The organism is Acinetobacter sp. M5A5_2a (assembly GCF_053345265.1).
This window is the reverse complement of the sequence record NZ_JBKEZV010000018.1, coordinates 17,758-29,899: the sequence shown is the minus strand read 5'-3', so window position 1 is coordinate 29,899 and position 12,142 is coordinate 17,758. Positions and strand designations below refer to the sequence as shown.

Below are 12,142 nucleotides of genomic sequence, written 5' to 3'. Positions count from 1 at the left end.
AACTCTTATAGAGCCCTTTTTTATATATGGGGGAAATTTCGAGCTCGTTCTGGTTTAGAAATGTGCTTCCAAGCCTACATATGGGCCTTTAAATTCAAACTTAAGTAGGATTAGATTACATTTTTATATGGAAAGTTATTTTTTAAACTGGAAAAGTAAGTAGCATGAGAAATGTAAAGAGTAAGAAAAATGAAATATCAAGGAAGTTGTCATTGTGGTTCGATTAAATTTGTAGCGGAAGGAGAATTATCAGAGGTTTTATCTTGCAATTGTTCAATATGTCAGAAGAAAGGTTCTTTGCTTTGGTTCTTACCAAGTAACCAAGTTAAAATTTCTTTAGAAACCCCTGAAAATTTGGCGAATTACACTTTTAACAAACATGTGATTAACCATCATTTCTGTAAAATTTGTGGTATTCATCCTTATGCTCAAGGTACAGATGCAAAGGGTAATGCTATCTTTGCTATTAATGTTCGATGTATAGATGACATGGATTTAGAAAAAATAAAAATAAATTATTTTGATGGACGTTCAGCTTAATAAATATAAGGATTTATCCAATGGTAATTAAAAAGCAATTAGCTCCAAAGCAAATAGAAACACTGATTAAGTTACTAAAAGATAGATTTGAAAAGAATTCACATCGTCATAGAGAAATAGAATGGCCGAGTGTGCAGACTAAACTAATTAAATCTCCTGACAAACTATGGTCATTGCAAGAAATGGAAAATACGGGAGGAGAGCCTGACGTGGTGGCTTATGACCAGCAGAGTGATGAATATTTGTTTATGGATTGCTCTCCTGAGACACCAAAAGGCCGTAGAAGTCTTTGTTATGATCGTGAAGCTTTAGAGTCTAGAAAAGATCACCCACCTAAAAATAATGCAATCGATATTGCTATAGAAATGGGAGTCGAACTTCTAACAGAAGAGCAATATCATCAATTACAAAAGTTAGGCGAGTTTGATCTTAAAACATCAAGTTGGCTTGCAACTCCAGATGAGATTCGCCAATTAGATGGAGCAATTTTTGCTGACCGTCGTTATGGCCGTGTTTTTGTTTATCATAATGGTGCACAATCGTATTACGCGGTTCGTGGATTTCGTTGCTGTTTAAAAGTATAGACTTTGCATTTTAATAAGAATAATTGGGTTTGATGTTTTATGCCAAGAAATTGGAGATTCTTGCAACTTTTGATTGATGCCAAACATGCCAAGATATGCCTTGGAATTAAATAAAAACATCAGGATATCTCTAAAAATGCAATCCAACCCAATTTACTATAATGAACAACACATTGCCTTTGCTGATAATGTTCGTCGATTTGTACAAAAAGAAATGGCACCTTTTGTCAATGAATGGGATGAAGTCGAGACATTTCCAAGAGAACTATATAAGAAAGCTGCTGAGATTGGTTTATTAGGGTTAGGGTTTTCAGAAGAATATGGTGGTATTCCAGATGCTGATCCATTTTATTCATTGCTGGCTGGTGTCGAAATGGCGAAGGCTGGCTCTGGTGGAGTACATATCTCATTGATGGTACATACCATTGGTGCACCACCGATTCAGCATTTTGGTAGTGAAGAATTAAAAGCTAGAGTTCTCCCGAGTATTATTTCTGGTGAAAAAATTTCTGCCTTAGCCATTACTGAACCAAGTGGTGGGTCAGATGTTGCTGCACTTCAGACTAAGGCTGTGCGAGAGGGTGATTATTATATTGTTTCTGGTGAGAAAACCTTTATCACCTCAGGAATTCGCGCTGATTATTATACAGTTGCGGTGCGTACAGACCCGACTAAATCAGGTGCAGAAGGCATTTCGATGTTGCTGATAGATGCTCAGAGTGAAGGAATCACTAAAACACCTTTAAAGAAAATGGGATGGTGGGCTTCAGATACAGCACATTTGCATTTTGACCAAGTTAAAGTGCCTGTATCAAATCTTTTAGGTAAAGAAAATGCTGGTTTTAAAGTAATTATGAATAACTTTAATATGGAGCGTTTTTTCTTAGGTGTGGTGGCTTATGGTTATGCATTGGTGTGTTATGAAGAGGCTTTAGATTGGGCTCAGCAACGTAAAACATTTGGTAAGCGATTAATTGATCATCAAGTAGTCCGTCATAAGTTGGTGGATATGGCGACACAATTGGCCTCAACACGGGCATTACTTGAAGAAACTGCATGGAAAATGACTCAGCCGAAGTTACAAGGGCCTGAGCTCGTAGCTCAAATTTCAATGCTTAAAAATGTTGCTACACGTACTATGCAATTTTGTGCTGATGCAGCTGTGCAAACTTTGGGTGGTATGGGGTTTATGCGTGGAACTAAGTCTGAACGTATTTACCGTGAAGTGAAGGTCAATATGATTGGTGGTGGCGCTGAAGAAATTATGAAAGATTTGATTAGTAAGCAGTTGGGTTATTGATTTTTGATAAGGTGGTCATTGTGCCACCGCATCTCATTCATGAGTTTATTCAAATGATTCAATCCATTCCTCGTTTAAAATCGCCCAACGTTCATGATCTTTCCACTCTTTTTCACCTACTCGAAGATATTGTCGAGAAAAGCCTTCTTTGATAAAACCTGCATTTGCAATCAGATGAATTGAAGCAATATTTTCAGGTTGTATGTTTGCTTCAAGTCTATGCAAGTTTAAATTTTCAAATGCCTCTTTGAGTAATAACTTTAGACCCTCTTTCATATACCCTTGGCCTTGATATGGATGAAATACTTCATAACCTAAGTAAGCCGAGTGAAAATAACCTCTGATAATATTAGAGATATTAAAAGTTCCGACAATTGTATGGCTTTCGGTTAAGCAAACAAAATAACGATGTTCTTGTGCTAGGTAGTGTTGAAAGTCAGAGGGTGGATATGTCCACGGTTGATGTAATTGAACACTGCGTTCATAAGCTTCTTTAATTTCAGCCAAGTCATTTATTTGAGGCTTACGTAAATAGACTGAATTCATTTCAAAGCCATCTCCCAAACCATTTCGGTCAGTTCATCAATTTTGACATTACCTTCAGGTTTATACCAAGTTACCGTCCATGAAATCGCTCCACCAACTAAACGTCGCCAAATAAAGGCATCATGCTTTATCTTGCCCTGAGTACGTAACTTTTCAATAATATCTAACCAAATTTGCTCATATTCATTACGCATTTTCAAAAGATAATCTTGTTTTTCTTTTGAAAGGGCAAACCATTCATAAACCAACACAGCCATGGCTGCGCCAGTATCTCCAGTAATCGAGATGAGTTCTACTTTAATCAGGGCACGTAATTGCTGCTCTGGATCTGTAGATTGATTTGCTGCATCTTCTAAACGAGCTAGGTTATAAATGATGGTTTGCTCCATCACATGGGCAAGAATGTCATCTTTACTTTTGAAGTGATGGAACAAACTTCCTGATTGAATACCAATAAATTGAGCTAGTTCACGGACAGTAGTTTTGTCATAGCCTTGCTTGTGAAATAGGTACGCGGCACCTTGTAATAAACGACCACGTGGGCTGTCATCAAAGCAAGAGATATTTGGAATCTGTTCAATTGAAGTAGCAATCATGCGTGTGGTTTGATCCTTTAAATAAAAAATGAATATTGAAATTTTTTGCTAAATCTCGCCATATTTCAGAATGATCATCGATTTTGGAAGATTTGGTCAACATCACAATAACATTTTGCTCTTTACAAACCAAGCGCTTGCTTGGTAATGTTGAGGCTAATTTTTAAATAGAACAACGAGAAATAAGATGGCAAGTAATCAACAGGATGATGAGCGTGTCGTAAAGATAGGTTGCGCCTCCGGATTTTGGGGAGATACCAATACTGCTGCTTTTCAATTGGTGCATTTAACCGATATTGATTATTTGGTTTTTGATTATTTGTCAGAAATTACGATGTCGATTATGGCAAAAGCGAAAATGGTAGAGCCGAAACATGGCTATGCCTTAGATTTTGTCAGCCGAGTGATGGCGCCTCTACTTAAAAAAATTGCAGAAAAAAAGATTAAGGTGATTAGTAATGCAGGTGGGGTAAATCAGCTTGCTTGTCGGGATGCTTTGCAAAAAATAATTAGTGAATATGGTTTAAACCTAAAAGTGGCTGTGGTCTTGGGTGATGATCTTTTAGCAAAGCAAGAACAGTTCAAACAACAAAATATTCAAGAAATGTTTAGCAGCGAGCCTTTGCCAGATCAGGTGGCGAGCAGTAATGCTTATTTAGGTGCGGTGGCTATTCGCGATGCCTTGAACTTTGGTGCAGATATTGTGATTACTGGCCGTGTTGTAGATTCGGCTGTAGTGCTTGCTCCTTTGCTTCATGAATATCAGTGGTCGCTCGATGACTATGACAAGTTGGCGCAAGGTTCATTGGCAGGACATGTAATCGAATGTGGTGCTCAATGTACAGGCGGTAATTTTACTGATTGGCGCTTAGTACAAGGCTTCGACAATATGGGTTTTCCTGTGGTTGAAGTCAGTGAGGACGGCTCATTTGTAGTCACTAAACCGCAAGGTACAGGTGGATTGGTTTCTACCGCAACAGTTGCAGAGCAAATTGTGTATGAAATTGGCAATCCACAAGCCTATTTATTACCAGATGTGATTGCTGATTTTAGTCAGGTGCACCTAGAACAAGTTGGCGAGCATCGAGTGCGTGTGACTGGTGCAACAGGACAAGCACCTACAGCACAATATAAAGTGAGTGCAACTTATCCTGATGGCTATCGGGTTTTAGTCAGTTTTCTAATCGCAGGGCGTGAAGCACCACAAAAAGCGCAAGTCATTGCCGATGCCATTTTAACTAAATGTGAGCGTGTGCTGGCCATGCGTTCAGTACCTCCTTTTAGCGAAAAGTCTGTTGAAATTTTAGGAATCGAAAGTACTTATGGCGCACATGCCCAAGCATTAAATAGCCGCGAAGTAGTCGTCAAAATAGCTGTAAAACACATGTTTAAAGAAGCTTGTATGTTCTTTGCATCTGAAATTGCACAGGCTTCAACAGGAATGGCTCCAGCCTTAGCGGGAATCGTTGGAGGACGGCCTAAGGCATCTCCAGTGATTAAGTTATTTTCATTTTTAATTGATAAAAATCAGGTCAATGTGGAAGTTGATTTTGATGGGAAACGTTATCCGGTTGAGATTCCTCAAGGAATTTCTACACAGCAATTCAATACCTTTGCAGCAGGTGAAACAGCAGTTTATCAAGCAGATGAAGTAGAAGTCCCTTTAATTGAAATTGCACATGCTCGTAGTGGTGATAAAGGCAATCATAGCAATATTGGGGTCATTGCGCGTAAAGCAGAATATTTACCTTGGGTTCGTGCAGCACTCACAGAGCAAGCTGTTGCAAGCTATATGCAGCATGTCTTGGATGCAGAGAAAGGGCGAGTAATACGTTATGAGTTACCGGGTTTAAATGCACTGAATTTTATGTTGGAAAATGCCTTGGGTGGTGGTGGTGTTGCAAGCTTGCGTATTGACCCACAAGGCAAAGCATTTGCTCAACAATTATTGGATATGCCTGTAAAAGCTCCGGCAAATCTTTTAGAAAAATAAAATGAATGGATGAAACAAAGATGAGTTATCAATCAATTTTTAGACCTGATGCCTTTGCTAATAAAGTCATTATTGTGACCGGTGGCGGCTCAGGAATTGGTCGTTGTACTGCCCATGAGCTTGCCGCGTTAGGGGCTCAAGTCGTAATTACAGGACGCAAAATTGAAAAACTGGAAAAAGTAAGCCAAGAAATTACAGAGGATAGCGGACTCGTTCATTTTGTTGTGTGTGATAACCGAGAAGAAGAACAAGTGAAGAATATGATTGCTGAAGTGATTGAGAAGTTCGGCAAGCTTGATGGTTTAGTTAATAATGCGGGCGGTCAGTTTCCTTCGGCGTTAGAAAATATCTCGGCAAATGGTTTTGATGCAGTCGTGCGTAATAATCTGCATTCAACTTTCTATTTAATGCGTGAAGCTTATAACCAATGGATGGCAAAACATGGTGGCAGTATTGTCAACATGACTGCCGATATGTGGGGCGGCATGCCAGGAATGGGGCATTCAGGTGCTGCACGTTCGGGGGTTGATAACTTAACCAAAACAGCATCGGTCGAGTGGGGGAAATCTGGCGTTCGAGTGAATGCTGTAGCACCGGGTTGGATTGTTTCATCTGGAATGGACAATTATAGCGGTGATTTTGCAAAGGTGATTATTCCAAGTCTTGCTGGCAATGTACCTCTAAAGCGTATGGGAACCGAGTCGGAAGTCTCATCAGCAATTTGCTATTTGTTATCTGATGCTGCGGCTTTTGTCTCTGGTGTGACCTTACGTATTGATGGGGCAGCATCGCAGGGAACACGAATGTATCCGCTAAGTGATGCGACAAATAGCGAATCTTATAACGGTTTCCATCGTGCGTTTATCCCTGAAATTTTTAAAAAAGATAAGACTGAAAAAGCTGAGCAAAACAATAATTCAGGCTTGGAGTGAGGAATAAAGAATGACCATTCTCCAATCCGAAATTGCTGTTGGTAGTGAACAGTATCAAAAGAATAAAGATGCTCTACTTACTCAGTTGAGTGAGGTCCGTGCAATTCAGCAAAAAAGCATTGATAAATCATACGCTGCTAAACCAAAGTTCGATAAAAAAGGCAAAATTTTGCCCCATGAACGCGTGCGGTTATTGCTAGATGCTGATTCTCCTTTCATCGAGTTATGTGGCTTGGTTGGCTACAACATGCATGATGATAAAGATGGCTCGGAAGCTGGGGGCGGGGTGATTGCTGGCATTGGTTTTGTTAGTGGTGTGCGTTGCCTAGTCTCTGCAAGTAATAGTGCAATTAAGGGTGGAACCATGTCGCCCATGGGCGTGCAGAAGACTTTGCGTTTGCAAAAAATTGCTTTGGAACAAAAACTTCCGCTGATTACGCTAACCGAAAGTGGTGGCGCTAACTTAAATTATGCAGCAGAAGTATTTACCTACGGTGGTATGACCTTTGCCAATCAGGCACGCCTTTCTGCAGAAGGTATTCCACAACTGGCTGTTGTACATGGTAATGCGACAGCAGGTGGTGCTTATCAACCTGGGCTTTCTGATTATGTCATTGCGGTACGTAAACAAACCGAGATGCTTCTTGCAGGTCCACCGTTACTTCTGGCTGCCACGGGTGAAGTTGCTACAGCGGAGGAATTGGGTGGAGCGGAAATGCACTCTCAAATTGCTGGAACCGCTGAATATTTGGCAGAAAATGATGCCGATGGTATTCGACTTGCACGTGAAATTTTTGAGCATCTGAACTGGAAAGAACAGATCAAACCAGTTGATGCAGTCTATAAAGAACCTCGTTACCATGTCGATGAATTATTGGGTATGATTCCAAGTGATCCTAAACAACCATTCGATATGAAAGAGGTGGTAGCCCGAATTGTTGATGATTCAGATTTTCTTGAATTTAAGCAGGAATATGATGATTTAACTGTTTGTGGCTGGGCAAAAATTGGTGGCTTACATATCGGTATTATCACCAATAATGGTCCGATTACCCCTCAAGGTGCGGCGAAAACAGCTCAGTTTATTCACCTGTGTGAACAGACACAGCGCCCGCTATTGTTCTTGCATAACACCACTGGTTTTATGGTAGGAACCGATGCCGAACAAAACGGTATTATCAAACATGGTTCAAAATTAATTCAGGCTGTTGCCAATTGTACCGTGCCGAAAATTTCGATTGTCGTGGCTGGGTCGTATGGAGCTGGCAACTATGCGATGTGTGGACGTAGTTTATCGCCAGACTTTATTTTTGCTTGGCCGAACTCACATGTTGCTGTAATGGGTGCCGCTCAGGCTGGAAAAGTCTTACGTATTGTGGCCGAAGGCAAGCAAAAAGCTTCAGGTCAGGAGCCTAATCCACAAATGCTCGATTTTCTGGAGCAGAGTACAACCATGAAATTGGAGCAGCAGTCTACCGCGCTTTTCAACACTGCCATGTTGCATGACGACGGCATTATTGACCCGCGAGATACCCGAAAATTACTGATTTTCCTTTTACAAACCATTTATGAAGCACAGCAGCGGACATTGAATCCAAGCCGTTTTGGGGTGTCTCGCTTTTAAGCAAATTTTACCGCAATTAAAAAAATTATCAGGAAGAATGTAATGAAATTTACTGCCGAACATGAAGCATTACGCCGTACAGCTCGTCAATTTGTTGAAAATGAGCTAAATCCGAATATTCCAGAATGGGAAGAGGCGGGTCGTTTCCCCATTCATGATGTATTTAAAAAGATGGGTGACCTTGGTTTATTAGGGATTTGTAAGCCTGAAGAAAATGGTGGTTTAGCTTTAGATTATTCTTATAACCTTGTGGTTGCTGAAGAAATTGGCCGTGCAGCTTGTGGGGGCGTGCCCTTAGCAATTGGTGTACAAACCGATATGGCAACACCAGCCCTCGCACGTTTTGGTCGTAAAGAATTACGTGATGAGTTTTTAACACCAGCCATTGCTGGGGAATATGTGGCATCGATTGCTGTATCTGAAGTTCATGCTGGTTCTGATGTGGCGGCAATTAAAACTACGGCCAAAAAAGATGGTGATGATTATGTGATTAACGGCAGCAAAATGTGGATTACCAACTCATTACAAGCCGACTTTTTCTGCCTTTTAGCTAACACTTCTGACGATAAACCGCACGTCAATAAATCGATGATTATTGTACCGGCAAAAACTAAAGGCATTAGTTTTTCAGAACCGCTCAATAAATTAGGAATGCGTTCAACCACCACAGCACAAGTTTATTTAGATAACGTGCGTGTGCCACAGCGTAATTTAGTCGGTGCAGAAGGCATGGGCTTTATGATGCAGATGATGCAATTTCAGGAAGAGCGCCTGTGGGCATGTGCCAATTCGATTGGAGGATTGGAAACGTTAATTCAAAAAACCATTACCTATACCAAAGAGCGTACCACTTTTGGTCAGCCACTCATCAATAATCAATATATCCATTTCCGCTTTGCTGAACTCATGACTGAAGTGGAAGCACTAAAAGCATTAACCTACCAAGCGTGTGAACAGCATATTGCCGGTGAGGATGTCAGCATGCTGGCTTCAATGGCAAAACTGAAATCAGGACGTTTAACCCGCGAAGTGGCAGATAGCTGTTTGCAATATTGGGGTGGCAATGGCTTTATGTGGGATAACCCTGCATCTCAGCTGTACCGTGACGGTCGCTTGGGGTCTATTGGTGGTGGAGCCGATGAGATTATGCTGGGGATTATTTGTAAGTTGATGGACATCCTGCCTAAAAAACAGAAATAAAATAAGGAATAAGCCATGACACTTTCCAAATCTCTACAAGCTTTAGATATTGATGACAGCATTCAATTAGAACAGGACGGTAGTATTTTATACCTCTGGTTAAACCGACCAGAGAGCCGTAATGCCATGAATTTGAATATGGTTAATGCTATTCAACAGGTCTTTGCTGCTATTCATGATGATCTTTCGATTCGTGCGGTCATCATCCGTGGTGAAGGAGGAACTTTCTGCGCAGGTGGTGATATCAAAGATATGGCAGCTTTGAGAGTTGAAGCGAGCAATGTCGGTAGCCTACAACCTTATGCTGATTTTAACCGCCGTTTTGGTGCCATGCTTGAGCAAGTTGAAACCGCCCCGCAGACGGTTGTGGTGATTTTAGAAGGGGCTGTTCTAGGTGGTGGTTTTGGTCTGGTATGTGTTTCCGATGTTGCGATTAGCCGTGACAATGCCCAGTTTGGATTGCCTGAAACAGGGCTAGGAATAATTCCTGCGCAGATTGCTCCTTTTGTAGTGAAGCGTATTGGTCTAACTCAGGCTAGACGACTTGCTTTGTTGGGGATGCGTTTTGAAGGACCTACGGCGCTCAGTGTCGGAGTAGTCCATCAGATTGCTCATAATGAATTAGAGCTAGAACAGGAATTACAGGAAACTATTCAGCAAATTAAGCGTGCTGCACCACAAGCTTCACGTATGACGAAAGCACTATTACATCGAACACTCAATGAACCATTAAATCATTTACTTGATGATGCAGCACAGCAGTTTGCTCAAGCGGTTGGTGGTGATGAAGGGCAAGAGGGAACGATGGCTTTTATTCAAAAACGGTTGCCGAATTGGGCCGATGAGCAATAAAAGATAAGGATAAAAACAATGAAATTTTCAAAAGTACTGGTTGCCAATCGTGGTGAAATAGCAGTTAGGGTCATGCAGACAGCAAAGGCAATGGGTTATCAAACTGTGGCGGTCTATTCCGATGCAGACCGTAATGCTCGCCATGTGCAAGAAGCTGATGAAGCAGTTTATATTGGAGCTTCTAAAGTATCTGAATCTTATCTTTCAATTACCAAAATTATAGAAGCTTGCAAAAAAACAGGCGCGGATGCTGTACACCCAGGTTATGGCTTTTTGTCAGAAAATACTGATTTTGCTCAGGCCTGTATCGATAACCAAATCACTTTTATTGGTCCGACAGCCTCTGCAATTGAGTTGATGGGAAGTAAACGACTTTCAAAAATTGCCATGATTGAGGCAGGTGTACCTTGTGTGCCGGGCTACGAGGGAGACCGTCAAGACCTTGAATATTTGGCTACACAAGCAGAGCAGATTGGTTTTCCAATTATGGTGAAAGCTTCTGCTGGCGGTGGTGGTCGGGGTATGCGTTTGGTTCAGCAGTCCTCCGAGCTTGTAGAGGCTTTACGCACTGCACGTTCAGAGGCTGAAAATGCATTTGGTTCAGGTGAGCTTATTTTAGAAAAAGCAGTGATTGCGCCGCGCCATGTTGAAATTCAAGTTTTTGGTGATACGCATGGCAATTATGTGTATTTGTTCGAGCGTGATTGTTCGATTCAACGCCGTCACCAAAAGGTTGTAGAGGAAGCACCCTGTCCAGTCATGACACCCGAACTGCGTCAGCAAATGGGAGAGGCAGCTGTTGCGGCTGCCAAAGCATGTGCTTATGTAGGCGCGGGAACTGTTGAGTTTTTGCTTGATGCATCGGGTGAATTCTATTTTCTAGAAATGAATACACGCTTGCAGGTTGAGCATCCAGTTACTGAACTTATTACAGGATTAGATTTGGTTGAATGGCAATTGCGTGTCGCCAATGGCGAGCATTTACCATTGCAACAACATGAATTGTCCATCAAGGGCCATGCAATTGAAGTCCGTTTGTATGCTGAAGATCCACGTCAAGATTTCTTGCCGCAAACAGGTCAAGTTCTACGTTGGAAGCCCACAATCTTGCCAAATGTACGAATTGATCATGGCATGTTAGCAACAGATGAAGTTAGCCCTTTCTATGACCCGATGGTGGCTAAAGTGATTGCATATGGTAAAACTCGAGAGGATGCGATTCGTCTGCTGGCTCGTGCTGTAGATGATAGTGTATTGCTTGGTGTAAGCAGCAATAAACAATTCTTGGTCAATTTATTACGTCATCCAGTCGTTGTCGCTGGTGATACCAATACCGCATTCATTCAACAGCATTTTCAAGATGACAGCAGCTTACACTCTCAGGTTTTATCTTTAGAAACCTTGGCTATTGCAGCGGCATTATTTAGCCAAAGTAAAAGTACTGCGGTGTGGCAAACTGGACTTGGTGTTCCATTACCCTTAAAACTAAAATATGACGATCAGCAAATCCAGTTACAGCTTTCATCTGTAAATAACGCGTTCACGGTACAGCTCTGTGATCAAACTGTTTGTATTGAAGTCATTGAGAAAACGGTAGAGCAACTGACCTATGTTGTTGATGGTATACGCCGCCGTGTTCAATATGTTTTAGACGGCGATCAGCTTTATTTAGATCGAGATAATGGCAATGTTGCAATTCGCAACGTGACTTATGCCGCTCCAGAAACGGCTGATGTTGCGGGAGATGGTAAAATTCGTGCACCTATGGATGGCGCTGTGATCAATATCTTGGTTAATAAAGGTGATCAAGTCGTGAAAGGGCAAACCTTACTGGTACTTGAAGCTATGAAGATCCAGCAACAGATTAGATCTGATGTCGATGGTATAGTTGAAGATATTTTAGGACAGCAAGGGCAACAAGTAAAAAAACGGCAAATGCTATTTAGTATTCAAATTTAATAAAAATACCGCTCTA

General features: G+C 41.3%; 11 protein-coding genes. 9 read left to right on the top strand and 2 right to left on the bottom strand.

Features of this window, described 5'->3' with window-relative positions; translation table 11 throughout:
• The first annotated feature begins 189 nt into the window (after positions 1 to 189).
• The 3 genes from ACLBWE_RS18975 to ACLBWE_RS18965 all read left to right on the top strand — a co-directional run bounded on the left by ACLBWE_RS18975 (position 190) and on the right by ACLBWE_RS18965 (position 2,424).
• Positions 190 to 540, top strand: a complete 351-nt coding sequence (locus tag ACLBWE_RS18975) for a GFA family protein (protein ID WP_347019467.1) — start codon at positions 190 to 192, stop codon at positions 538 to 540.
• 20 nt (positions 541 to 560) lie between these two features.
• Entirely contained in the window at positions 561 to 1,124 is a 564-nt protein-coding gene (locus ACLBWE_RS18970; protein WP_447604268.1) for a DUF4256 domain-containing protein, read from the top strand.
• A 136-nt stretch (positions 1,125 to 1,260) separates the two neighbouring features.
• Positions 1,261 to 2,424, top strand: coding sequence for an acyl-CoA dehydrogenase family protein (locus ACLBWE_RS18965; protein ID WP_447604267.1), 1,164 nt, complete (start codon positions 1,261 to 1,263; stop codon positions 2,422 to 2,424).
• Positions 2,425 to 2,469: 45 nt separating this feature from the next.
• Here the strand turns inward: ACLBWE_RS18965 and ACLBWE_RS18960 are convergent, their stop codons facing one another.
• Together ACLBWE_RS18960 and ACLBWE_RS18955 are read right to left on the bottom strand one after the other, a co-directional pair.
• On the bottom strand, positions 2,470 to 2,970 hold the full coding sequence (locus tag ACLBWE_RS18960; RefSeq protein WP_447604265.1) for a GNAT family N-acetyltransferase: 501 nt from the start codon (positions 2,968 to 2,970) through the stop codon (positions 2,470 to 2,472).
• Positions 2,967 to 3,566 (bottom strand): TetR family transcriptional regulator, encoded by a 600-nt coding sequence (locus ACLBWE_RS18955; RefSeq protein WP_447604264.1) that lies wholly within the window; start codon positions 3,564 to 3,566, stop codon positions 2,967 to 2,969. Before ACLBWE_RS18955 ends, ACLBWE_RS18960 begins: the two co-directional genes overlap by 4 nt.
• Before the next feature lie 187 nt (positions 3,567 to 3,753).
• Here ACLBWE_RS18955 and ACLBWE_RS18950 point away from each other — a divergent pair, with 187 nt between their 5' ends.
• The 6 genes from ACLBWE_RS18950 to ACLBWE_RS18925 are packed head-to-tail and all read left to right on the top strand — an operon-like array spanning position 3,754 to position 12,126.
• On the top strand, positions 3,754 to 5,559 hold the full coding sequence (locus ACLBWE_RS18950) for an acyclic terpene utilization AtuA family protein (protein ID WP_447604263.1): 1,806 nt from the start codon (positions 3,754 to 3,756) through the stop codon (positions 5,557 to 5,559).
• Positions 5,560 to 5,579: 20 nt separating this feature from the next.
• The gene (locus tag ACLBWE_RS18945; protein WP_447604262.1) at positions 5,580 to 6,491 is read left to right on the top strand and encodes an SDR family oxidoreductase; all 912 of its coding nucleotides are present in this window, start codon (positions 5,580 to 5,582) and stop codon (positions 6,489 to 6,491) included.
• A 10-nt stretch (positions 6,492 to 6,501) separates the two neighbouring features.
• Entirely contained in the window at positions 6,502 to 8,115 is a 1,614-nt protein-coding gene (locus tag ACLBWE_RS18940) for an acyl-CoA carboxylase subunit beta (RefSeq protein WP_447604261.1), read from the top strand.
• Between the two features lie 42 nt (positions 8,116 to 8,157).
• Complete coding sequence (locus ACLBWE_RS18935) at positions 8,158 to 9,315, top strand: acyl-CoA dehydrogenase family protein (protein WP_447604260.1); 1,158 nt, start codon at positions 8,158 to 8,160, stop codon at positions 9,313 to 9,315.
• 15 nt (positions 9,316 to 9,330) lie between these two features.
• Positions 9,331 to 10,167 (top strand): enoyl-CoA hydratase/isomerase family protein, encoded by an 837-nt coding sequence (locus ACLBWE_RS18930; RefSeq protein WP_447604259.1) that lies wholly within the window; start codon positions 9,331 to 9,333, stop codon positions 10,165 to 10,167.
• A gap of 18 nt (positions 10,168 to 10,185) precedes the next feature.
• Positions 10,186 to 12,126, top strand: a complete 1,941-nt coding sequence (locus ACLBWE_RS18925; protein WP_447604258.1) for an acetyl/propionyl/methylcrotonyl-CoA carboxylase subunit alpha — start codon at positions 10,186 to 10,188, stop codon at positions 12,124 to 12,126.
• Positions 12,127 to 12,142: the final 16 nt, after the last annotated feature.

What these genes read in the sequence shown, in the direction of transcription:
- ACLBWE_RS18975 (WP_347019467.1), top strand. Translation starts at nt 190, where the DNA reads ATGAAATATCAAGGAAGTTGTCATTGTGGTTCGATTAAATTTGTAGCG.
- ACLBWE_RS18970 (WP_447604268.1), top strand. Translation starts at nt 561, where the DNA reads ATGGTAATTAAAAAGCAATTAGCTCCAAAGCAAATAGAAACACTGATT.
- ACLBWE_RS18965 (WP_447604267.1), top strand. Translation starts at nt 1,261, where the DNA reads ATGCAATCCAACCCAATTTACTATAATGAACAACACATTGCCTTTGCT.
- ACLBWE_RS18960 (WP_447604265.1), bottom strand. Translation starts at nt 2,970, where the DNA reads ATGAATTCAGTCTATTTACGTAAGCCTCAAATAAATGACTTGGCTGAA.
- ACLBWE_RS18955 (WP_447604264.1), bottom strand. Translation starts at nt 3,566, where the DNA reads ATGATTGCTACTTCAATTGAACAGATTCCAAATATCTCTTGCTTTGAT.
- ACLBWE_RS18950 (WP_447604263.1), top strand. Translation starts at nt 3,754, where the DNA reads ATGGCAAGTAATCAACAGGATGATGAGCGTGTCGTAAAGATAGGTTGC.
- ACLBWE_RS18945 (WP_447604262.1), top strand. Translation starts at nt 5,580, where the DNA reads ATGAGTTATCAATCAATTTTTAGACCTGATGCCTTTGCTAATAAAGTC.
- ACLBWE_RS18940 (WP_447604261.1), top strand. Translation starts at nt 6,502, where the DNA reads ATGACCATTCTCCAATCCGAAATTGCTGTTGGTAGTGAACAGTATCAA.
- ACLBWE_RS18935 (WP_447604260.1), top strand. Translation starts at nt 8,158, where the DNA reads ATGAAATTTACTGCCGAACATGAAGCATTACGCCGTACAGCTCGTCAA.
- ACLBWE_RS18930 (WP_447604259.1), top strand. Translation starts at nt 9,331, where the DNA reads ATGACACTTTCCAAATCTCTACAAGCTTTAGATATTGATGACAGCATT.
- ACLBWE_RS18925 (WP_447604258.1), top strand. Translation starts at nt 10,186, where the DNA reads ATGAAATTTTCAAAAGTACTGGTTGCCAATCGTGGTGAAATAGCAGTT.